Origin of the sequence: Cedecea davisae DSM 4568 (assembly GCF_000412335.2) — a bacterium.
Taxonomy (GTDB): Bacteria; Pseudomonadota; Gammaproteobacteria; order Enterobacterales; family Enterobacteriaceae; genus Cedecea; species Cedecea davisae.
Genome location: NZ_KE161030.1, coordinates 1,173,935 through 1,196,242, shown reverse-complemented (window position 1 = coordinate 1,196,242; position 22,308 = coordinate 1,173,935). Strand labels below are relative to the sequence as shown.

Annotated in this window: 20 protein-coding genes; 13 read left to right on the top strand and 7 right to left on the bottom strand. The window is 55.5% G+C overall.

Annotated elements, in window-relative coordinates; translation table 11 throughout:
• Nucleotides 1-152: 152 nt before the first annotated feature.
• Nucleotides 153-1,736: a phosphoethanolamine transferase family protein gene (locus HMPREF0201_RS05675; protein WP_039898027.1), complete on the top strand. Its 1,584-nt coding sequence runs from the start codon at nt 153-155 to the stop codon at nt 1,734-1,736.
• Between the two features lie 74 nt (nt 1,737-1,810).
• Here the strand turns inward: HMPREF0201_RS05675 and ompX are convergent, their stop codons facing one another.
• Complete coding sequence (gene ompX / locus HMPREF0201_RS05670; RefSeq protein ID WP_016535544.1) at nt 1,811-2,320, bottom strand: outer membrane protein OmpX; 510 nt, start codon at nt 2,318-2,320, stop codon at nt 1,811-1,813.
• A gap of 372 nt (nt 2,321-2,692) precedes the next feature.
• Here ompX and rhtA point away from each other — a divergent pair, with 372 nt between their 5' ends.
• The 6 genes from rhtA (at nt 2,693) to ybiO (ending at nt 9,368) form a co-directional block, all read left to right on the top strand.
• Complete coding sequence (gene rhtA / locus HMPREF0201_RS05665) at nt 2,693-3,580, top strand: threonine/homoserine exporter RhtA (protein WP_039898026.1); 888 nt, start codon at nt 2,693-2,695, stop codon at nt 3,578-3,580.
• A gap of 309 nt (nt 3,581-3,889) precedes the next feature.
• On the top strand, nt 3,890-4,393 hold the full coding sequence (dps, locus tag HMPREF0201_RS05660) for a DNA starvation/stationary phase protection protein Dps (RefSeq protein ID WP_016535541.1): 504 nt from the start codon (nt 3,890-3,892) through the stop codon (nt 4,391-4,393).
• Nucleotides 4,394-4,755: 362 nt separating this feature from the next.
• Nucleotides 4,756-5,502, top strand: coding sequence for a glutamine ABC transporter substrate-binding protein GlnH (gene glnH / locus HMPREF0201_RS05655; RefSeq protein ID WP_016535540.1), 747 nt, complete (start codon nt 4,756-4,758; stop codon nt 5,500-5,502).
• Nucleotides 5,503-5,616: 114 nt separating this feature from the next.
• Nucleotides 5,617-6,276 (top strand): glutamine ABC transporter permease GlnP, encoded by a 660-nt coding sequence (glnP, locus tag HMPREF0201_RS05650; protein WP_016535539.1) that lies wholly within the window; start codon nt 5,617-5,619, stop codon nt 6,274-6,276.
• Complete coding sequence (gene glnQ, locus HMPREF0201_RS05645; RefSeq protein ID WP_008461025.1) at nt 6,273-6,995, top strand: glutamine ABC transporter ATP-binding protein GlnQ; 723 nt, start codon at nt 6,273-6,275, stop codon at nt 6,993-6,995. The genes glnP and glnQ overlap by 4 nt, the downstream gene beginning before the upstream one ends.
• Before the next feature lie 129 nt (nt 6,996-7,124).
• A complete protein-coding gene (gene ybiO / locus HMPREF0201_RS05640) occupies nt 7,125-9,368 on the top strand; it encodes a mechanosensitive channel protein (protein ID WP_016535538.1) in 2,244 nt (747 codons plus the stop codon).
• On the opposite strand, the gene rlmF is transcribed toward ybiO, so the two are convergent.
• A complete protein-coding gene (rlmF, locus tag HMPREF0201_RS05635) occupies nt 9,369-10,310 on the bottom strand; it encodes a 23S rRNA (adenine(1618)-N(6))-methyltransferase RlmF (protein WP_039898025.1) in 942 nt (313 codons plus the stop codon).
• A gap of 101 nt (nt 10,311-10,411) precedes the next feature.
• Here rlmF and HMPREF0201_RS05630 point away from each other — a divergent pair, with 101 nt between their 5' ends.
• The 5 genes from HMPREF0201_RS05630 to HMPREF0201_RS05610 all read left to right on the top strand — a co-directional run bounded on the left by HMPREF0201_RS05630 (nt 10,412) and on the right by HMPREF0201_RS05610 (nt 15,399).
• Nucleotides 10,412-11,038, top strand: a complete 627-nt coding sequence (locus HMPREF0201_RS05630) for a flavin reductase family protein (RefSeq protein ID WP_016535536.1) — start codon at nt 10,412-10,414, stop codon at nt 11,036-11,038.
• 183 nt (nt 11,039-11,221) lie between these two features.
• Complete coding sequence (gene bhsA, locus HMPREF0201_RS05625; protein ID WP_016535535.1) at nt 11,222-11,479, top strand: multiple stress resistance protein BhsA; 258 nt, start codon at nt 11,222-11,224, stop codon at nt 11,477-11,479.
• Between the two features lie 198 nt (nt 11,480-11,677).
• Complete coding sequence (gene celB / locus HMPREF0201_RS05620) at nt 11,678-12,985, top strand: PTS cellobiose transporter subunit IIC (protein WP_016535534.1); 1,308 nt, start codon at nt 11,678-11,680, stop codon at nt 12,983-12,985.
• Nucleotides 12,986-12,991: 6 nt separating this feature from the next.
• Entirely contained in the window at nt 12,992-13,960 is a 969-nt protein-coding gene (locus HMPREF0201_RS05615) for a glycosylasparaginase (protein ID WP_016535533.1), read from the top strand.
• Nucleotides 13,957-15,399 carry a leucyl aminopeptidase family protein gene (locus HMPREF0201_RS05610; protein WP_016535532.1) on the top strand — a complete coding sequence of 481 codons (1,443 nt, stop codon included), beginning with the start codon at nt 13,957-13,959 and terminating at the stop codon, nt 15,397-15,399. The genes HMPREF0201_RS05615 and HMPREF0201_RS05610 overlap by 4 nt, the downstream gene beginning before the upstream one ends.
• Before the next feature lie 29 nt (nt 15,400-15,428).
• On the opposite strand, the gene HMPREF0201_RS05605 is transcribed toward HMPREF0201_RS05610, so the two are convergent.
• Nucleotides 15,429-16,268, bottom strand: coding sequence for a helix-turn-helix domain-containing protein (locus HMPREF0201_RS05605; protein ID WP_016535531.1), 840 nt, complete (start codon nt 16,266-16,268; stop codon nt 15,429-15,431).
• A gap of 362 nt (nt 16,269-16,630) precedes the next feature.
• Between HMPREF0201_RS05605 and ybiJ the strand changes: the two genes are divergently transcribed.
• The gene (ybiJ, locus tag HMPREF0201_RS05600) at nt 16,631-16,891 is read left to right on the top strand and encodes a DUF1471 family protein YbiJ (RefSeq protein WP_016535530.1); all 261 of its coding nucleotides are present in this window, start codon (nt 16,631-16,633) and stop codon (nt 16,889-16,891) included.
• A gap of 130 nt (nt 16,892-17,021) precedes the next feature.
• On the opposite strand, the gene ybiB is transcribed toward ybiJ, so the two are convergent.
• The 4 genes from ybiB to HMPREF0201_RS05580 all read right to left on the bottom strand — a co-directional run bounded on the left by ybiB (nt 17,022) and on the right by HMPREF0201_RS05580 (nt 22,157).
• Nucleotides 17,022-17,990, bottom strand: coding sequence for a DNA-binding protein YbiB (gene ybiB / locus HMPREF0201_RS05595; protein WP_016535529.1), 969 nt, complete (start codon nt 17,988-17,990; stop codon nt 17,022-17,024).
• A gap of 14 nt (nt 17,991-18,004) precedes the next feature.
• Nucleotides 18,005-20,164, bottom strand: a complete 2,160-nt coding sequence (gene dinG / locus HMPREF0201_RS05590; protein ID WP_016535528.1) for an ATP-dependent DNA helicase DinG — start codon at nt 20,162-20,164, stop codon at nt 18,005-18,007.
• 260 nt (nt 20,165-20,424) lie between these two features.
• Nucleotides 20,425-20,823, bottom strand: coding sequence for a CesT family type III secretion system chaperone (locus tag HMPREF0201_RS05585; RefSeq protein ID WP_016535527.1), 399 nt, complete (start codon nt 20,821-20,823; stop codon nt 20,425-20,427).
• A gap of 2 nt (nt 20,824-20,825) precedes the next feature.
• Nucleotides 20,826-22,157: a hypothetical protein gene (locus HMPREF0201_RS05580; RefSeq protein ID WP_039898024.1), complete on the bottom strand. Its 1,332-nt coding sequence runs from the start codon at nt 22,155-22,157 to the stop codon at nt 20,826-20,828.
• Between the last annotated feature and the right edge of the window lie 151 nt (nt 22,158-22,308).

The window sequence follows — 22,308 nt, the reverse complement described above, 5'->3', positions numbered from 1 at the left end:
GATATTCTTATCTTACGGCTCTATCTTCTTGCAGCCCTGCACATGAAGCGGCTCGCAGATGCGGTGCTATTCCCCTTCGTTTCCGTCTGTCAGGCAGGCTCTACCCTTATCGCCAGGGTCACCGCATGGCGTTTTGCAAGACCATAATAAAGATGAATGTAACAGTTAAAGATACCCTGACTGCTCGCGGAATCGCTCTGAATCCGTGGACTGGCTTTTATTTTCTACAATCCCTGTTGATTAATTTTGCACTCGGCTACGAATTCAGCCTGCTTTATGCCGTGGCTTTTAGCTGCGTCCTGCTATTGCTTTGGCGGGCTGCTCCTCGCGTACAAAAAGCCCTGCTGGCAGTTTGCAGCCTGGTTGCGGCAATGTATTTCCCGTTTGGCCAGGCCTACGGCGCGCCAAATTTCAATACCCTGCTGGCATTGCACTCAACCAATTTCGAAGAGTCCACGGAGATAATGACCATCTTCCCGTGGTACAGCTATGTGGTGTCGCTGTTTATTCTGGCGCTGGGCGTGCTGGCCGTGCGCCGCAGGCGTGAAGAAAAACGCGCGTGGCGTCATTTCGATAGCGTATGTCTGGCTATCAGCCTCGTGAGCTTTTTTGTCGCCCCGGTAACAAACCTCGCCTACGGCGGCGTCTTTAAATTTAAAGATACCGGCTACCCGGTGGTGCGTTTTGTTAAAGACGTGGTGGTAAATAACAAGGAAGTGCTCGACGAGCAATCCCGGATGAAGGAGCTTTCGCAGCAGAAGGACTCCTGGAATGTCCTGGCGGTACAGCCCAAATATCACACTTATGTAGTAGTGATTGGTGAAAGCGCCCGCCGTGACGCCCTGGGCGCATTTGGCGGCCACTGGGATAACACCCCTTTCGCCAGCCAGGTTAAAGGTAATATTTTTATGGATTACGTCTCCGCCAGCGGCTCCACGCAAAAATCGCTGGGGCTGACGCTGAATCGCGTGGTGGATGACAAGCCTCAATATCAGGATAACTTTGTGACGCTGGCTAACCGCGCAGGTTTCCAGACCTGGTGGTTCTCAAACCAGGGGCAGATAGGCGAGTACGACACGGCCATCGCCAGCATTGCGAAGCGTGCCGACGAAGTGCAATTCCTGAAAAGCGGTGACTTTGAAGCGGACAAAAACACCCGTGATGAAGCGCTGTTAAAGATGACCGCACAGGTATTCGCCACTCAGCGTAACACCCCGCAGCTGATAGTCCTGCATCTGATGGGCTCGCATCCTCAGGCCTGCGACCGTACTCAGGGCAAATACAAAGACTTTGTGCAGTCAAAAGAAACCTCCTGCTACATCTACAGCATGACGCAGACCGACGACCTGCTAAAGCAGCTCTACCTGCAATTGCAAAACACCGGCAACACCTTCTCTATGGTTTATTTCTCTGACCACGGCCTGGCGTTTAAAGAGCGCGGTACCGACGTGCAATATCTGGCCCATGACGACAAGTTCCAGCAAAACTTCCAGGTGCCCTTTATGGTGGTGTCCAGCGATGACACCAGCCACAGGCTTATTAAAGCGCGCCGCAGCGCCAATGATTTCCTGAACTTCTTCTCAGCGTGGACCGGGATTAAGGCAAAAGAATTGACGCCGAAGTACAAGTTTATTTCCGAGCAAAAAGCCGGGCCGACGTACATCACCAACTTCAGGCTGAAGAAAGTGGACTATACTCACCTGCAGACGGATGTTTTTGAGACCAGAACGCGGTAAGCGGGTCAGCGAATGACAGATAAAAAAAATCCGCCACAGGGGCGGATTTTTTATTTCTATCCCTGAGGGGGATATTAGAAACGGTAGCCTACGCCAGCGATCCAGGTGCCAACGTCAACGCTACGAATACGGCTCTGCTCGTAGGAGAAGTCCAGAGCAACGTTTTCGATAGGGTTGAACTGCAGGCCTGCGCCGTAAGAGAAGCCGTAGTCGCTAACGGAATCGTGAGCAGCTGGGTATTCGGTCGCCTGGAATTTACCGTAGCCAACACCTACAACACCGTAGATGCTTGCCCAGTCGTTGATGCGGTAAGCAGGACCAGCGGTGATACCGTAGTACTGGCCTTTAGTGTAGATACCGTCAGAAGAGGTATCGCTTTTCTGGGTGTAGGTGAAGGAGCCGATGTAGCCCAGCGGGGTATCATTTTCGTAACGGTATTTCAGGTTGAAACCGCCAGCTTTGTTCGCAACGCCCTGCATATCGCTCTGCGCATAACCACCGGTTACGGTGCTAGTTGCAGATGCGGTACCTACGGAAACGGCCAGAACACAGGCCAGTGCTGAAAGACATGCAATTTTTTTCATAATATCCACCTCAAATGTGCTTCAAGTAAGTCCTAAGTTTTAAATATAACAAAACCATGACAGAAACTCTTCGCCAATTGTGTTGTCTAACGAACCTTTTCATGTAACATAACATTTCCACTACATGTTAACTCGCTAAAATATCAGGGGAATTATGCACTCCAGCGGCAAATATTAACCCCTTTAACAACATCGTCATTCAGATAATTCTGAATTTATTTCTGACGTAAATTGACAAAAACTGCGAAGATCCTACTCCAGGTGATGAGAAATTTTCTTAATGAATTATCAACCAGCCATAAGTTAATCCATTAGACTGGGCGAACTTTTACTTTATTGACTAAATGCAGACAAAAACTGACAGGATGCAGGATGCCGCAAACTCCCCGTAACATGCCGCGCTGGTTACCCATCGTGGTGCTGCTTATTGCCATGACTTCAATTCAAAGCGGCGCTTCGCTGGCTAAGTCGCTGTTCCCGGCTATCGGGCCTCAGGGGGTTACCGCCCTGCGCCTGCTGCTCGGTACGCTCATTCTGGTGGTCATATTTAAGCCGTGGCGCCTGCGCTTTAAGCCTGAGCAGCGCTTACCCCTGCTGTTTTACGGCCTGGCCCTGGGCAGCATGAATTATCTGTTTTATGTTTCCCTGCGCACCGTGCCGCTGGGTATCGCCGTGGCGCTGGAATTTACCGGGCCGCTGGCCGTTGCCCTCTTTGGTTCGAGGCGAGCGGTAGACTTTATCTGGGTCGTGCTGGCGGTGGCGGGCCTGTGGTTCCTGCTGCCTCTCGGCCAGGATATCTCGCAGGTTGACCTCACCGGGGCCGCCTTTGCGCTGGGCGCGGGGGCCTGCTGGGCGGTTTACATTATTACCGGGCAAAAAGCCGGGGCGGAGCACGGCCCGGCAACGGTAGCTTTTGGTTCGCTGATTGCGGCGGTTATCTTCGTGCCGCTCGGCGTCTGGGAGGCGAGCGGCTCGCTACTGCAATGGTCGCTGCTGCCGATAGGGCTGGCGATTGCCGTGCTGTCCACCGCGCTGCCCTACTCTCTGGAGATGATTGCCCTGACGCGGCTGCCCACACGTACCTTTGGGACGTTAATGAGCCTTGAGCCGGGCCTTGCGGCACTGTCCGGGATGCTGTTCCTCGGCGAGCACCTCACGCTTATCCAGTGGCTGGCCCTGCTTTGTATCATCGCCGCGTCCGCCGGTTCCACGCTGACCATGAAGCGTGAAACTCAGATTAAAGAAGTTGATATCAATTAACCCACGCCCCTTCATTTAATGCGGTGATAATTCATCGCATTAAATGCTAAGACAGCCGTCAGCACTATATTTATTGCAATATGTAATACTCAATAAGAATTATTTTCTTTCCGCTGTCATATTTATTCATGTTTTCTGACATAAGTTTTAATGTACAGATAACCATCTGTTTCACAATGCATTTATCTTTTCCACCTTCTCTTTGCTATTGGTTTGATAGGTATTCTCTCAACCCGCAAAATTTAAAAGCGGTGCTATACTTATTCCCGGTAATTCATTGGGACACCAACATCAAGAGGATGAAAGATTATGAGTACCGCTAAACTGGTAAAAACTAAATCTACAAACCTGCTATATACCCGCAATGATGTGAAAGACAGCGAGAAAAAAGCCACCATTGAGCTGCTGAATCGCCAGGTCGTCCAGTTCATCGACTTGTCGCTGATTACCAAACAGGCTCACTGGAACATGCGCGGTGCTAACTTTATTGCGGTCCATGAAATGCTGGACGGCTTCCGTACTGCATTGACCGAGCATCTCGACACCATGGCAGAACGCGCGGTACAGCTGGGCGGCGTAGCACTGGGGACCACTCAGGTTATTAACAGCAAAACGCCTCTGAAAAGCTATCCGCTGGACATTCACACCGTCCAGGAGCATCTGAAAGAGCTGGCCGACCGCTATGCCATCGTCGCCAACGACGTCCGTAAAGCCGTGGGCGAAGCTAAAGACGAAGATACCGCAGATATTCTGACCGCCGCTTCACGCGATCTGGACAAATTCCTGTGGTTTATCGAGTCTAACATCGAGTAAGACATATAAATTTCCTATGAATCCTTCCCCGCCCGGGGAAGGATGTTGCACCAAAACAGCGCAGACCATTGCTCAATTCATAGCCTTAAGTTAATCAAATGTAATAATCACCTCACACAATCGTTAATGAGTGATTGTTTTGTCCACTGATTTCGCGGTAAAACTAACCCCCACCCTGTTCGCCGAATTTTCGCACCAAAATGGAGCACCATAACGGTGCGTTATGACCGGCTTGCAACGCTCAATATGCAATGTTAAAAAATCACATCCTTGCAAAACAGTAAGTTGCAAATCTGGCACGATTCTTTCATGAGTCGCCGCTTACGCAGGGGATCGCCCCGTGGATTAACAAAGGAAATGCTATGAAGTCGATTTTGAAAGTTTCACTGGCTGCACTCACCCTCGCTTTTGCAGTATCTTCCCATGCCGCTGACAAAAAACTGGTCGTTGCGACCGATACCGCATTCGTTCCTTTTGAATTCAAGCAAGGCGACAAATATGTCGGCTTCGATGTGGATCTGTGGCAGGCCATCGCTAAAGAGCTGAAGCTGGACTACACCCTGAAGCCAATGGACTTCAGCGGCATCATCCCTGCGCTGCAAACCAAAAACGTTGACGTCGCGCTGGCCGGTATCACCATCACCCCTGAGCGTGAGAAAGCAATCGATTTCTCCGACGGCTACTACAAAAGCGGCCTGCTGGTCATGGTTAAAGCTAACAACAACGACATTAAAAGCGTGAAAGACCTGGACGGTAAAATCGTCGCGGTGAAAGGCGGTACAGGTTCCGTTGATTACGCGAAAGCGAACATCAAAACTAAAGATCTGCGTCAGTTCCCGAACATCGATAACGCCTACATGGAACTGGGCACTAACCGCGCCGACGCGGTACTGCACGACACACCAAACATTCTTTACTTCATCAAAACCGCCGGTAACGGTCAGTTCAAAGCGGTAGGCGAGTCTCTGGAAGCGCAGCAATACGGTATCGCTCTGCCGAAAGGCAGCGACGAACTGCGTACCAAAATCAACGGCGCGCTGAAAACCCTGAAAGAGAACGGCCAGTACAACGAAATCTACAAAAAATGGTTCGGCACCGAGCCAAAATAATAATTCTAAGGCTTTAACGTAATACCTGAGGGGCGCCTTTCGCCCCTCTTATTATTAAATTCCCCTGTCCCTCAGGCCAGGGGGAGAAACCACGGTAGACAACAGGAACACATCATGCAGTTTGACTGGAGCGCCATTTGGCCTGCAATTCCCATCTTGTTTGAAGGCGCTAAGATGACCCTATGGATTTCAATCCTGGGGCTTTGCGGCGGTTTAGTAATTGGTTTAGTGGCGGGCTTTGCCCGTACTTACGGCGGTTGGATTGCTAACCACGTAGCGCTGGTTTTCATCGAAGTGATTCGCGGCACGCCAATCGTTGTGCAGGTCATGTTTATTTACTTCGCCCTGCCGATGGCCTTTAACGATCTGCGCATCGATCCGTTCAGCGCGGCGGTCGTCACCATCATGATCAACTCCGGAGCCTATATCGCGGAAATTACCCGCGGCGCGGTGCTCTCTATTCATAAAGGTTTCCAGGAAGCTGGCCTGGCGCTCGGCCTGTCTAAGCGTGAAACCATTCGCCACGTTATTATGCCGCTGGCGCTGCGCCGTATGCTGCCGCCGCTGGGTAACCAGTGGATCATCAGCATTAAGGACACCTCGCTGTTCATCGTTATCGGTGTAGCAGAGCTGACTCGTCAGGGTCAGGAAATTATCGCCGGTAACTTCCGCGCGCTGGAGATTTGGAGCGCCGTTGCGGTCTTCTATCTGATTATTACTCTGGTGCTGAGCTTCGTGCTGCGTCGCCTTGAAAGAAGGATGAAAATCCTGTGATTGAATTTAAAAACGTATCCAAGCACTTCGGCCAAACCCAGGTGCTGCACAATATCGACCTGAACATCAAACAGGGTGAAGTGGTGGTTATTATCGGGCCAAGCGGCTCCGGCAAATCCACCCTGCTGCGCTGCATCAACAAGCTGGAAGAGATTACCAGCGGCGACCTGATTGTTGACGGCCTGAAAGTTAACGATCCAAAAGTTGATGACCGGCTGATCCGCCAGGAAGCCGGTATGGTGTTCCAGCAGTTCTACCTGTTCCCGCACCTGACGGCGCTGGAAAACGTCGCTTTTGGCCCGATTCGCGTGCGCGGCATGAAGAAAGACGCGGCCGAAAAGCTGGCAAAAGAACTGTTAGCTAAAGTGGGCCTGGCCGAGCGTGCTCATCACTATCCGTCCGAGCTTTCCGGCGGCCAGCAGCAGCGCGTGGCAATCGCCCGTGCGCTGGCGGTTAAGCCGAAGATGATGCTGTTTGATGAGCCAACCTCTGCTCTCGACCCGGAACTGCGCCACGAAGTATTGAAGGTTATGCAGGATCTGGCAGAAGAAGGCATGACCATGGTTATCGTGACCCACGAAGTCGGCTTTGCCGCCAAAGTGGCCTCCCGCCTGATCTTTATCGATAAAGGTCGCGTGGCGGAAGACGGTAACCCTCAGGAGCTTATCGACAACCCGCCAAGCCCGCGCCTGCGCGAGTTCTTGCAGCACGTCGCATAATCACCTTTCAGGGCGGCGGCTCCGGCCTGCCGCCCTGCACTCCCCGGAAAAATCCCGCTTTTTTATTCACTCTCGCCCAGCCCACTATACTTACTCCTTTGCCCGAAATTTTCAGCCCGGAGGAGCGTCGTGCGAGGGATCTTGCTACTGCTTATTAGCCTGATAACACTGCCAGGCCACGCTGTTACCCTGCCAGGAGCGGTTGCTGCGGCGACCACTCAAACCAGTCACTCTGCCCCTGCAGAACCCACCGTTGAACAGAAGAAAAAAGCTTACGCAGCGCTTGCCGACGTGCTGGAGAACCCACAATCGCGCACGGAATTGATCGATCAGTTGCGCAAAGTTGCCGCCGACGATGCCTCCCGAACCGTTCCCGCCATTACCCCGCCCGATAAGCTTGCCAGCGATAAAACGGTTCTTGAGAACGTCACCGACGTCAGCCGCCGCTACGGCGGTGAACTGGTCGAACGCTTCGAACAGCTGCATCAGAGCATCACCAGCGCACCGAGGAAAGCCTTTAACCAGCAGACTTTCTTCAATGCGCTGAGCCATTTTGCGCTGCTGGCCTGTGCCGTCTTTGTGTTCTATTTTCTGCTGCGCGCCTGCGTTACGCCGCTGTGGGCAAAAATGGGCGACTGGGGGCGAAAAAAAAATCGGGATCGTGCCAGCTGGCTTCACCTGCCGTTAGCCATCCTCGCGGCCTTTGCGGTAGATATCGTTCTGCTGGCGCTCACGCTGTTCGTTGGCCAAATGCTCAGCGACAAAATGAACGCTGGCAATCCGACTATTGCCCGCCAGCAGGGGCTGTTTCTTAATGCCTTTGGGCTAATAGAGTTCTTCAGGGCCGTACTGCGGCTCATTTTCAGCCCCCGCTTTCCGGCCCTGCGCCCCTTTCCCATCAGCGACCAGACCGCCCGCTACTGGAGCGTGCGGCTTGCCTGGTTGAGCACTTTTATCGGCTATGGTTTGATGGTGGCCGTGCCAATTACCGCAAGCCAGGTCAACCCGCAGGCCAGCGCCACCATAAATATCATCGTGATGCTGCTGATAACCCTCTGGGCGCAGTATCTGATTTTTCACAATAAGCGCCCTATCCAGCAGAGCCTGATTCACCTTGCCGACCGGTCGATGGCCTTTTTCAGCCTGTTTATTCGCGCCTTTGCGCTGATCTGGCACTGGCTTGCTTCGGCCTATTTTGTGGCGCTATTTTTCCTGTCGCTGTTCGATCCCGGCAACAGCCTGAAATTTATGATGGGCGCCACGCTGCACAGCCTGACGATTATCGGCGTGGCGGCATTTATTTCCGGCATGCTCTCGCGCTGGATAGCCAAAACCATCACGCTCTCCCCGGAAGTACAGCGCAGCTATCCTGAGCTGCAAAAGCGCCTGAACGGCTGGATCTCCGCCACGCTGAAGCTGGCGCGCATTCTTACCGTATGCGTCGCCGTGATGCTGCTGCTGGATGCCTGGGGCCTGTTCGACGTCTGGCAATGGCTGGCCCACGGTGCCGGAGAGAAAGCCGTCGATATCCTGATCCGCATTCTGCTGATCCTGTTCTTTTCGGCGGTCGGCTGGACGCTGCTGGCAAGCCTGATTGAGAACCGGCTCACCTCAGATATTCATGGTCGCCCCCTGCCGAGCGCGCGTACCCGAACATTGCTGACGCTATTTCGTAACGCGCTTGCGGTTATTATCAGCACCATCACAATCATGATCCTGCTTTCGGAAGTCGGCGTAAACATTGCGCCACTGCTGGCCGGGGCCGGGGCGCTGGGTCTGGCTATCAGCTTCGGCTCCCAGACGCTGGTGAAAGATATTATCACCGGGGTGTTTATCCAGTTCGAGAACGGCATGAATAACGGGGATTACGTCACCATCGGCGCGATTACCGGCACAGTTGAAAAAATGTCCATCCGCTCGGTTGGCGTACGCCAGGACACCGGGGCTTACCACATTATTCCGTGGTCTTCGATAACCACCTTTGCGAACTTCGTGCGGGGGATAGGCTCATTTGTCGCCAATTATGACGTCGACAGGCGGGAAGATGTGGATAAGGTTAACCGCATTCTGGGAGAGGCAGTGGAAGAGCTAATGGGCAAAGAAGAGACTCGCATGCTGGTCATCGGGGAACCCACTTTCTCAGGAATTGTGGGGCTCACCAACCAGGCCTTTACCGTCCGGGTCACCTTCACCACGCTGCCGTTAAAGCAGTGGACGGTGCGCTACGCCCTGGACGGGATGGTAAAAAAACACTTCGATGCGGCCGGGATAAGACCGCCGGTGCAAAGCGTGCAGGTTATCCAGCCGGGCACCGATACGGCTCAGGCGGCAACGGCGATGGAAACGCTGCCGCCCGCTAACCCCACGGTTTAATTATTTACCGCGGTTTTTCGCCCAGCGGGCCCGCTGGGCGTCATCCATAAAGCTCCAGGCGATGAAGCGGCTCTGCTTCTGGCCCTGCGCCATCTCTTTTTTCACCACTTTCACCACCCCGGTTTCCTGCATCACGCGGTACAACGCGGGCAGGTTCTCGCCTTTAGAAACCAGAGAAGTGAACCACAGCACCTGGCGGCCAAAAGCCTTGCTCTCTTTGATCATTTTGCTGACGAACGCGACTTCACCGCCTTCGCACCACAGCTCCTGCTCGCGGCCGCCGAAGTTGAGCGCAGCTCCTGCATCCTGGCCCAGATTACGGCGTTTGCGTTCGCTGCCGCTGCGGGCTGCCTGTGCCGAATCATGGAAAGGCGGATTACAAAGCGTCGCATCGTAGGTTTCGTTCTTGTGGATGATGCCGTCTAAAATATTGTCGGCATTTTTCTGGCGGCGCAGACGGATCATGCGGTTAAGGCCAGGGTTCGCCTCAAGAATTTGCATTGCGCCACGCAGCGCGTCCTCATCAAGCTCCGAGCCGGTAAAGCGCCAGCCGTATTCGTGCTGCCCAATCAGCGGATAGATGCAGTTGGCACCCACGCCAACATCCAGCACCGTAGCCTGAGTCGGCACCACGCCGCCGTTGCTCTCAGCCAGTAAATCCGCTAAATGATGTATATAATCCGCGCGCCCCGGAACCGGCGGGCAGAGAAAACCTTCGGGAATATCCCACTGCTTAATTTGGTAGAAGTGGGCCAACAGCGCCTGGTTAAGCGCCTTAACCGCCAGCGGGTCGGCAAAATCTACCGTGGTGTCGCCGTGCGGCCCCTGACGCAAAAACGCCGCCAGCGCCGGGCTGCTTTCGGTTAAAGCGGCAAAGTCATACCGGTTGCGGTGGCGGTTACGCGGGTGTAAACCGGGTTTAGTTGCGGCTGGGGTTTTCATCGGGGCTTCTCCTTGTGTGGGCGCGTAAGATACTCTGCTCTCCGCGCCGGGTAAATACATCCCCGGCGATTTGGCTCTTCCAACACGAATTCAGGTGCGCTATGAGTAAAAAACGTTACTACTACGAACCTTCAGAGGGCCACGGCTTAGGGCACGATCCGCTGAACGCCATCATCGGCCCTCGCCCTATCGGCTGGATAGCCTCTTACAATCCGCAGGGGCAGCGCAATCTTGCGCCCTACAGCTTCTTTAACTGCTTCAATTATCGCCCACCGATAATTGGTTTCGCCAGCAGCGGCTGGAAAGATAGCGTGCAAAACATTCTCGACACCAAAGAATTCGTCTGGAACCTGGCGACCCGCCCCCTTGCCGAACAGATGAATGAAACCTCCGCCACGCTGCCCAGAGGCGAGGATGAGTTCCAGCGGGCAGGCTTAACGCCGGTTGCCGGGAAAAAGGTTAAAGCCTGTCTGGTGGCCGAAAGCCCGGTTAACTTCGAATGCCGCCTCTCTCAATGCATTCGCCTGACCGCCGCCGATGGCGACGAGCTGAACAGCTGGCTGGTATTGGGCGAAGTGGTTGCCGTGCATATAGATGAAGAGTTGCTTATCGACGGCGTTTACCAGACCGCTTTGGCAAAACCGATACTGCGGGCTGGTGGCCCCTCGGCCTATTACACCATAGACGAATCGCTGCGTTTCGATCTGATCCGCCCGGACGCCCGCTAAAAACACGATAAATCAGCCACTTATTTGTGGCTTTTTTGTCAGCTTTTGGTCAAGTTTTATCGTTCAAAAAATAAGCACAAGTCCATCAATTTTTTCCGTCATTACCTGCCCGCAGGGGAACTAGACTTTAACTGTCAGACAAGATAAAGGTGTTCCGCTCCTAACGCTCAAGAGGATGTAAAGATGAAAAAACTGCTGTATTTCTCTGCGGTTATCTCTCTTGCTGCACTGCCTTTTGCCTCAATGGCAGCCCAGGAAATGAGTGACGCAAACCTTGGCCAGATGCGTCCGGTCGGTACGGTAACCGCCAAAGCCGGCACGCTTGACGGTCTGCAAGCCAAGCTGGCCGAAAAAGCCAAAGAACAGGGTGCGACCGGCTATGTCATCAACTCGGCCGGCGGCGATAATCGCCTCTACGGCACAGCCACCATCTACAAATAGCCCCGCGTACCGTCACCACGCCCCGTTATGCGGGGCTTTTTTATTCTCTCTGCGCTAAAAACCCCACAAAAAAAATCAAGTAATCATATGATACTTATATGGCTCATCTGTGAATTAACTCACTTTATTCGCTCTGAACAATCACTAAGGTAATCACACGCAAGAATTGTCTCTTGTGATTACTTACGGAGCGGTAAAATGAAAAACCTGATGGCCGCAATAGAAGCCCGGCTGATGCCCCTGGCCGCTAAGATGGCGCAGCAGCGTCATTTAGGCGCCATTCGCGATGCCTATATCTCGTTCATGCCGTTTATTATCGTTGGCTCAATTCTGCTGGTGATCTCTTCGTTCCCGAGCACCGTATACCAGCAGTTTATGGCCTCCATTTTTGGCGAGGGATGGTCCGCCACCGTCGAAATTCCTTTCAATGCGATCTTCTCAACCATGGCGCTGTTTATCAGCTTCCTGGTGGCCTACCGGCTGGCGGAGCGCTACGACATAGACAGAATGTCTTCCGGTATTTTATCGCTCTCCTGTTTTCTGATCCTCACGCCGTTCGCCAAACATCCTGATGTCGGCAATATTATTCCCATGGAGTGGTTGGGCTCAAAAGGGCTGTTCGTCGCTATGCTGGGCGCGCTTGCCAGCACCGAACTGTTTGCCTGGATGCTGCGCCAGAACTGGGTGATAAAAATGCCCGACGGCGTGCCGCCTGCCGTGCAACGCTCTTTCGCCGCTCTTATCCCTTCATTACTGATTCTGGTCATCGCCCTGGCGGTGCGGGTGCTGTTCGCTAAAACCGACTACCACACCATTCACCAATTCGTTTATGAAGTGCTCGCCACGCCGATTCGCCACTTTGGCACCTCTTATATCGGCGCGCTGTTTACCTGCTTCAGCATTACCAGCCTGTGGTCGGTGGGTATTAACTCCGGCTCGATGGTAAACGGTATTCTTCGGCCATTCTGGATGGAAAACCAGATGGACAACCTCGCCGCCACCCAGGCCGGAATGCCGCCGCCGCACGTGGTTACCGAGCAGTTCTATGACATGATCTGGATGGGCGGCGCGGGCGCAACTTTGTCTCTGGTGATTGCTATGCTGCTGTTCGCCCGCAGCCAGCACATCAAAAACGTTTCGCGCCTCGCCGCAGGCTCCTCCCTCTTCAATATTAACGAGCCGGTGCTGTTTGGCCTGCCCGTTATCATGAACCCAATAATGCTTATCCCGTTTAATCTGGTGCCGCTGGTGCTGGTTACGGTGCAGTACATCGCGATGTCGGTCGGCATGGTCGCCACCACCACCGGGGTTTATATCCCGTGGACGCTGCCGCCGGTGCTGAGCGGGTTTATCGTTACCGGCCATCTCAGCGGCGCGGTTATCCAGCTTATTAACCTGTGCATCGGGGCAATCATCTATCTGCCCTTCCTCAAAGTCGTCGACCGGCAGTATCGGGCCAGCGAAGCGCCCGTTGCCACGACTGAAAGTAAACCCGCCACGGAGTAGTTAAACATGACGTTATCAGCAAAATGGGGAACGATCGCCACCTGGCGTATGGCGTGGGAAGGTATCGGCGAGGCCGCCGGGCAGCTACAACAGGGCGGTTCGGCCAGCGATGCGGTCGTTCACGCGGTAAAATGCGTGGAAGATTATCCCTTCTACAAATCGGTCGGCTTCGGCGGGCTGCCTAACGAACGCGGAGAGGTGGAACTGGATGCCGCCTTTATGGACGGTACCAGCCTTGCGCTGGGCGCGGTTGCCGGAGTAAAAAACATCGCCAACCCTATTCTGCTGGCAAGAGCGCTCAGCGAGGAGCGATTTAATAGCTTTATGGTCGGCGAAGGTGCCGAAGAGTGGGCGCGAAGCCGGGGCTTTGAAAGCAAAACAATGCTGACCAGCCGCGCCCATAACCACTACCTCAAACGCAAGCGTGAAACCCTGGATCGCGGCCTCAGCCCTTACACCGGGCACGATACCGTCGGCGTGATTGCCCTGGACGCTCAGCAGAGAATGTCGGTAGCCACCTCCACCAGCGGCCTGTTTATGAAACGCCCCGGCAGAGTTGGCGACTCGCCGGTTTCCGGCTCGGGGTTCTATGCCGACAGCGAAATTGGTGCCGCTACCGCTACCGGCCTCGGTGAAGACCTGATGAAAGGCTGCATCAGCTATGAAATCGTCAGCCGCATGGCGCGCGGCATGTCGCCGCAGCAGGCAGCCGAGTCGGCGGTTTACGATCTTGAAGCGAAACTGATTGCGCGCTATGGCCGCGCGGGCGACCTGTCCGTCGTCTGCATGAACAATCGCGGCGAATACGGTGCCGCCACAACTATCGATAACTTCTCTTTCTCGGTCGCCACCCCTGACCAACCGGCTCAGGTCTTCCTCACCGCTCGCGAAGGCAACAAAACGCTTATTCGCCCCGCAGACCGTGCATGGCTGGACGCCTATCAACAACGCATCACCGCCGAGGTCATCCAATGAAATGCCAGTTAATTTCACCCGACGCCAGTTTCAAAGAGGCTCATCTACTGCTGTGGAACACTTCCGGCAGCCGCTGGCCGAATGCGCTTCAGCCGCTATTAATAGAGATGGCGCATCACGATGAAGCACAAACCACCTCTTTTGGCCTGCTGGGCGTTTGCCAGCGCCTGTCGCTGCTGCCCGAATCTGACATTACGCAGCCCGCAGTTCTTCGCCGCCTGCTGAACGCCATTGAAACGTTACTCCCCTCCCCCGTACAGCAGCCGGTGGCGCTGGATCTCGCTGGTTTTAACCTGGCGGATGAAACTACTTTCGTGCGCCTGCGCGGCCTGCTGGTCGCCATCATGAACCGTTTTTATCAGCTGCCTCAACTTGGCTACCGTCGCGAACAGCCGCAAAGTAAAGGCGAACTGTGGCTGGTTGCCGAGCCGAACAACGCTCTGGCCCGGCGTCTGGCGGCCCAGGCAGAAGCCATTGCCCGGGGGATGCTGCTCTCGCGCCAGCTGGCGGATTTACCCGCCCAGGACTGCCGCCCGCAGGACGTTGCTCGCCGCGCCGAAGAGTGGGCAGCTCAACACCCGCAAACTTGCTGTGAAGTCCTCGACGAGCAGGCTATTTTTGACGGCGGCCTCGGCTGCCTGCACGCCACGGGGAAAGGTAGCGTAAACCCTCCCCGCCTGGTGACGCTGCGCTGGCAGGGTGCCGGGGAGCATAGCCCGGTTTACGCCCTGGTCGGGAAAGGCATTACCTTCGACACGGGCGGCCTGTGGCTGAAAGAAGGCGAAGGGATGCGCACCATGAAATATGACATGTGCGGCGCGGCGGTGGTGTTTGGCATGATGGAAACGGTAAAAGCGTTAAACCTGCCGCTCAATATTGTCGCGGTGATGGCGCTGGCCGAAAACATGCCGGGCAGTACGGCCATGCTCCCCGGTGACGTGGTTAAGGCGCACGCTGGCGTTAGCGTCGAAATCATGAATACCGATGCCGAAGGACGGCTGGTGCTGGCAGACGCGCTTAGCTACGCCGCCGAACGTTTCGAACCCGCAGAAATAATTGATGTGGCAACCCTGACCGGCGCGGTAGTGAAAGCCCTGGGTTACGATATCTCCGGCATGATGAGCAACAATGAATTCCTGAGCCAGCGCTTACAGCACGCGGGCAACCTGACGCAGGATCGCGTCTGGCCGCTGCCGCTGGACGAAAGCTTCGACGGCCAGGTAAAAAGCACCATTGCCGACCTGACCAACACCCCGCCGAACAACGCGGCGATTGCGGTTTCGGCCGCCCAGTTCCTGAGTAAATTCTGCCATCATCGCCCCTGGGCGCACCTTGACGTCAGCGGAACCGCGCTTTCACGGGGCAAGTTTACCCAGGCGAGCGGCCGCCCCGCGCACCTGTTAACCCACTATTTGCTTTCGCTTTGCGAGGCCAGATAACCCAAAAAAGCGCCATCCGGGCGCTTTTTTTATTTACCAGCCGACGGCTGATTTAGCCGGAGCCACGCCGCCGGGGTAAGGTTTTTCAGGCGGCTGCGGATAATTCTCTGGTTCAGCAAATCTTCGAACTCCAGCAGCACCGCGCCCAGCCCAAGACGTTTGTCAAAACGCTCACCGTTTAATAGCGCCTCGAGCTCCTGCCGATAGTTCCCCTGCTTAGCCTGCTGCTGCCAGCTTTCCTCGGGGGCAGGATGCAGCGGCACCGAAAGTGCCTCCGCCAGCTGCTGAGCAAAAGTTGAAGGTCGGGCGGTAATAGAAAGCACCGGCAACAGCAGACCCTGACGCAAGAAGCCGACCAGCGGGTCGGGTATTCCCACGCAGCCGCGTTCGCGCAGCGCCACCGCCATATAGCCAGAAACCCGGTCGCTAAAGACCAGAAGCTCGCCCTGCTTATGGCTAATCACTTCCGGGAGGGGGAAAACGTCGAGCCATAAATGGCCGCAGGCGCTGTTCAGATCGGGACGGGTAATTCTCGATTGCTGCCAATTTTGCAACGCACGGCTGACGCTGGCCCTGGAGATACCCTGCTGCACCAGCAAACGAGCAGCCTCAAGCAATTCATCCAGCGAAAGCGCCAGCCGCAGGCGCAGAAACACCAGTATGGCTTCCTGCTCGTGGCTCAGCGCCCGGTGAATAGTATTCGGACGATGGGATTTATCGTAGCAGTCATCGCGCATGCGCCAGCGGCGAACGGTATCCACAGATATGTTCAGTTCCTCCGCCAGCTCGCCGTCCGTTTTATCGGACTCCTGAATGTACTTGCGGGTACGCGGCGTAGTTGTGGCGTTGGAGTGCAGCTTTATCTCCATCGAACCTCATCCGATCGGGTTGAAAAGTAAGAACATCATTATAAAAGCTCCCCCCGCAGCATACAGCGCTAAAAGCCAAAACAACGCTAAAAATGCTGCGCAAGCGATTGCACATCAGGTAAGACCAGCAGCGGCAAAAAGAGTAGCAAAAAGTGCGCAAACTAAGGGTTTCCATGGTTAACGTCACGCAGTGAAACTATTTACCCGGCAATCATTATTTATTTCAATAAGTTATAACTAATTCAATTTTTTTGATTAAGGCCGTCAATTCTCTTCGATTTATTCTTCCGCCTAAAAGTGTGACCATAATCACATCGACGGAACAACGTCACCTTAACAGAACAACCTGCGAGAATTTAGCCATGAAAACCATCAAATATGCTGTAGCTGCAATCGCTCTTTCTACTCTTTCTTTCGGTGCTTTCGCTGCGCAATCAGTGAATGAAACTCAGGCACAAAACCTGAATAAAGTTGGCGTAGTTTCCGTAACCGGCGCATCTACTCTGGACAGCCTGGAAGCAAAACTGGCCGCTAAAGCCGACGCTGCTGGCGCATCTGCTTACGCCATCACTTCTGCTAACACCGATGGCCGTATGAGCGGCACCGCAGTTATCTACAAATAATCACTGCACCTGAGCATTACCCTCATTAAGGCTGATACCCTCATCGGCCTTGATAGCACTACCCTTGTTTAACCCTGATGTTACCCTTGTTTGCCCGCGATGCCTGTCGCGGGCTTTTTTTGCCTGTCATTCAGAAAACTTCAGCTACCCGAGCTAAACCCGCCTCAAGCGTTGCAACCTCACCGGTGGCGACCAGGCAGCAGGCCAGCTGAATCTTCAGCGACCGGGGTACCGGCTCCACGCCCGCCACGCAGCGTTCAATCCAGCGGGCGGTAACATCAGGATCTTTACCGGCCGGGAGCACAACGTCTTCAGACTCAAGGTCGGTCTGGCGCTCGCTAATCACCCGGGCGCCTTCGCCGTCAATTAGCGTTATCTGCGGGCAGCGCTGAGGGTTGGCATACACCTCGCCTTCCGTGCCGTGCATCAGCAGCCCACGGCCACCAATATCGGCAAAGAACTTCGCTACTTTGGACACATATTCGGGGTGGGAAACGCTGGCAAGCCTCAGGGCGGCGTCTTCTGCAAACGGCGTCGCCAGTTTCGCCAGCGTGTGGGCGCTGTTTCGCACGCCCATTCTCCAGCGCATTCCAAGTTGTTCTTCCATTGGCGGGCAAAGTGCGCCGACAGGAATATAAACCGGATGATGCGACTCCAGTTTCGCCTGCGCCTGCCCGGCATGGCGAGTCGGCTCGATGCCCAGCAGGGTAAAAATAGTTTCCGTCAGCACGCGGGTTGGATCATCGCTTACGCCGTGCACAACCACCGGATAGCCCAGCTTGCTGAGCAGCAGCGCCAGCAGCGGCGTAAGGTTGGCCTGCTTGCGGGCGCCATTATAAGAAGGAATAACAATCGGCATCGGTTTACCGGGCGGCGGCGTCAGGGCGATCAGATGCTGCTTCATCGCTTCATAAAAGCCGAGCATTTCCGCTTCGCCCTCACCCTTTATGCGCAGGGCAATCAGCACCCCGCCCAGCTCAAGTTCCGGGATTTCCCCCTTCAGCATATGGCTGTACAGCCCGCGAGCCGTATCAAAATCGAGATCCCTGGCGTGGTTTTTCCCACGGCCAATTTCTTTAATGATTTTGCGGTAGTCCATTCAGACTCTCCTTGCTATTTCTTGCCCACACGTTTGCGCCGCACGGTGTGTTTCGGCGTCGTTGTTATTGGTTTTGCCTCCGGCGCTTCGGGCTGCTCGATGGGGAACACCGGGAGCGCGGCCAGCAGCCGTTCGCCGTAGCGCTTACTCAGCAAACGACGATCGTAAATCACAATCTCACCATAGCAGGCGTGGCTGCGAATTAAACGCCCGACTTGCTGGATCAGGTTAAAAGAGGCGCTCGGCAGGCTCTGGACTTCAAACGGATAGCGCTTAAGGCTTTTTAGCCACTCGCCTTCGGTTATCACCACCGGGCTGTCCACCGGCGGGAAAGCAATCTTATGGATATGCACCTGGGTGAGCAGCTCGCCTTTCAGATCAAGCCCCTCGGCAAAGGACTGTAGCCCGATAAGGACGCTGGTTTCCCCGGCCTGAACCCGCTTGCGGTGCAGTTCCACCAGCCGATAACGCGGCTGATCGCCCTGCACCAGCAGTATCAGGCGCAGATCGGTAACGTGGGTCATAAATTGCTGCATCGCCCGGCCGCTGGCAAACAGCACCAGCATCGCCTTGTGCTCACCCGCTGCAAGCTGGGCGCGGAAAAAGGCCGCCATTTCGGCAATATGCTGCGCTTCATGCTCCATCAGCGGCTCGTAGCGCATTTTGGGAATGACGATTTTCCCCTGCTCGATGTGATTAAACGGCGAGTCGAGGTGAATAAAACGGTCGCCCGCCTTCTCGCGCAGCCCACTCATTTCCTGCAGGCGATCGAAGCGATTAAGCGAGCGCAGCGTGGCGGAAGTCACAATCACGTGTGGCACTTTACGCCAGAGCATTTTTTCCAGCTGATCGCTCACCCGGATGCCCACGCAGTGGAAAAACAGATGAGCCTGCCCTTCACGAACTTCCCGCGCGACCCATTTTGAAACCGGCGCGCCCGAGGCCTGCTCCATCGCAGCCAGCTTCCACAGCTTGCTCTGCGCTTCAAAATAGCCCAGGGCACGGTTCATTTGCAGCAGCGCACGGTGCAAACGCACGATGTCATGACTGGCGGTTTTTTCGCTCAGATCGTTAAGCAGCGCTTCGGATAAGCCGCGCAGCGACTCCATCAACTTGGCCAGACGCTGACAAATAACCATTATCTCTTCGGGCAAAACGCCCATCTCAAAACGGTGCTCGCCTTCGCGCTCGCCGGGCAGCCACAGACTGACAATGGCGTTAAACGAATGCAACAGTTCGTAGACTTCATCGCAATGGTTGGTCAAACGCTCGGGAACGGTTAGCGGCGGCGGGCTTTTAGGCCGGAACTGCGCCATGCAGGTTTCCACCAGCTTGCTGAACAAGTCGAGTTGTAAACGGCTGTAGCCCGGCGTTATCTCCGCGCTCATCTCCAGCGCGTCACGCGCCACGTCCGCCAGGTGATGCCCTTCATCAAGCACCAGCAGCAGGTTTTTCGCTTCCGGCAGCACCGCATCGCTTTCCAGCGCCGCCATGACCAGCGCATGGTTAGCCACCACCACTTCCGCCTCGTCGATTTCCCGGCGGGCAACAAAGAACGGGCACTCTTTATACCAGTGGCAGTTCCGCCCAAGACAGCTGGCCTTATCGGTACTCAGCCGCCGCCACAGATCGTCGCTAATCGCCTCATCCGTATGGTCCCGCAGGCCGTCCCATTTATAGCCGTCGAGGCTGGTTTTCAGCTTCGCGCAGCGCTGCTGCTCGTCTTTGCTGGTGGGGGCCATTTCGTCGTCGAGAAACGCCAGTAGATCGCCCTGGGCAAAGTTGTCCGTCGCCAGCGCCGCGAGATTACGCGGGCAAACGTAGCGCCCGCGCCCAAAGGCGGCGGTAAATTTCAGGTCGGGGATAATCTTGCGCAGCAGCGGCAGATCTTTGCTGAAAATCTGATCCTGTAGGGCGACGTTGGCGGTGCTTACCACCAGCGTTTTCTGGTCCCCCCTGGCGATGGCGATACCGGGGATCAGATAGGAGAGCGTTTTGCCGACGCCGGTCGGCGCTTCTATCGCCAGATGCCGCCCTTCTTCACCGGCAAGGGTTCTCGCCACCTCAGCTATCATCTGCCGCTGAGGCGCTCGCGGAATAAAATCCGGGATCTGCTGCTGGAGCGCCTTATACCAGGCACCGATTTGCGCTTTTTGCGCCGACGACAAAGCCATAACATCACTTCTTTCTCTGGATAATTCGAGTTGCAGGAAGGCGGCTAGCTAGAGAATCCCCAGAAGCTTACTTAAGTAAGTGACTGGGGCGAGCTAGTGACGCCAACGCGCCTGTGGCTCGAAGTATGACGAGACACTGTATAAACAGCCACTATTGTTTCACCTTTCCGCTCCTCTCCCCTAATGTTTTTTTCTCACTTTTGACTTGCGGAACGGCACGTTCTAACCGCGCAACGGCGGCTAAAACGTGACGACTCACGCTACACCAGCCAGGCGGCCAGTTTTTCGGCCTGCAATGCAAAGCGGTTAAACAACCGCTTCAGGACTTCCGGCTCCAGTTGATGGAACGGGAGGCAGCTCCACTGCACCACCTGCTGCTGTTCGGTTAACAATCCGGTGAGCACCGGCGGGTAATCCATTCCCAGCAAATTGGCCTGCAATAACACCGACAGCGTTTCCGGGTCGCTAAGCCTCGTCGGCCGTGCGGGGAGCACGCAGCTAAGCAAAATATGCCCCGGCGGGGATTCGCTTATCTCCAGCGTCACGCCCGCGCTCAGCTCAACGGAATAGCCTTCTGCATTTTCCAGCTCGGCACGCTGGCCTGACTCATCGGCCAGCAGCGGCTGCAATACCTGCGCTAAATGTGAGGGTGCGGGCATGGTTAGCTACCTATTATCCGCCGGAAAGCGGCGGTCACGGAGTTTGAGCGAGGGCGCGAACGAGCGGGCGCCGGCGCGGTGCCGTAAACGTCCGGCGGAATAACCGGCGGCTCGCGGTAAAGCGGGCGGCTGGCCGAAACCGGAGCATGCGGGTGGGCGTGGACCGGCGGCGGCCCGTAGCTATAAACCGGCGCGACGGGCGGCGGACCATAATTGTAGGCAGGCCCGGATGCCGGTAAAGGGATCGTGCCGTACATGTTTCCCGGTGCCGGAGGCGGGGCATAAACGGGCGCCGGGCGCACATCAATGGAGTTTGCGCGGCGGCGGTTCACCGGCGGCGGCACCGCGTTCGATGCGGTTCTCGGCCTGCGCCCGCGGGATGAAGATTCTGCGGCAAAGGAGTCGGTACGGTTACGCGGGCGATCGTTACTGCTAAACGTTGGCGTCGGGGCCACACGCTGTTGCGCTTCGGACGCGGCGGCAGGCCCGCTCATCCGCGACCTTAGCTGGCTAACCGACAAAGACTGATCGAATGATTGCATCGCGCCGCGGCTGTCTTCCCCGTCATAGCGAATGCCGAGGTTCCTCGAAACGTGGCGCTGAACGTATCCCGGCCCGGCTACCGTGCTGTCCCTCAGCTGTTCGGGGCTGAGTTTCGCCAGCTGCGGTGCCGCCTTGCGGAACTCTTTATCCACCTCGGCCTGAGTCGCCTTTCTGCCTCGCAGCAGCTTCTCACTGATATCATCGTCCCGGTGCCCGGGCTGGAAAGTTTGCAAAACATGGAAAGTATCGCCGAATTTGGCATCCTTCAGCCGGATGGCGCGGCCAAATTCCGGCCAGGCGTCCGAAACAATCGATTTGTTGTCAGCCCGCGGGTCGCCGATTATTACAAAGGCATGGTCTACATCCCGATTGTGCACCACGGAAACCGGCTGCTTTACGCGAGAATTAGCCAGCAGCAGCGCATTTACCGCCGCCATTTCACCGCAGTTACCGGCGCGAAACTTCGACGCTTCCCAGGCGCGAACTGTGTAATCCCCATTCCCGGTTGCCTTTTGCGACAAAAGCGTCCTTTTGTAGGACTCCCCCATGGTGGCGCGAATATGGTTCTTCTGGTTGCCGGAGCCCATATCCAGCACGCGCCAGGTATCGTCGATCGCCTTGTTGGCGTAATAGAGCGCGTCGGCCTGGCGGGCAGAAACATTGACCGTGCGCTCGTAATGTTCAGGATTAGTCGGCTCCAGCGCGATGCGCATAGAAACCCGACGGTTAGCATTACCGCTTATCAGGCCAGGATCGACCCGCAAGCTGGTATCTACGCTGTTTAACGGCATGATATCTCTCCACTTTAGTTGTTGAGTCAAAAGGTTAAGTGGGGAGAGGCGCTGCCTGGTTCCTTCGCGGCAACAAAAGAGAGGCTGCCCGCGCACAGAACTTGTAACAAGCTGCAACCTTTATCGCTCCAGGCAAAGGTAGATTCGCCGC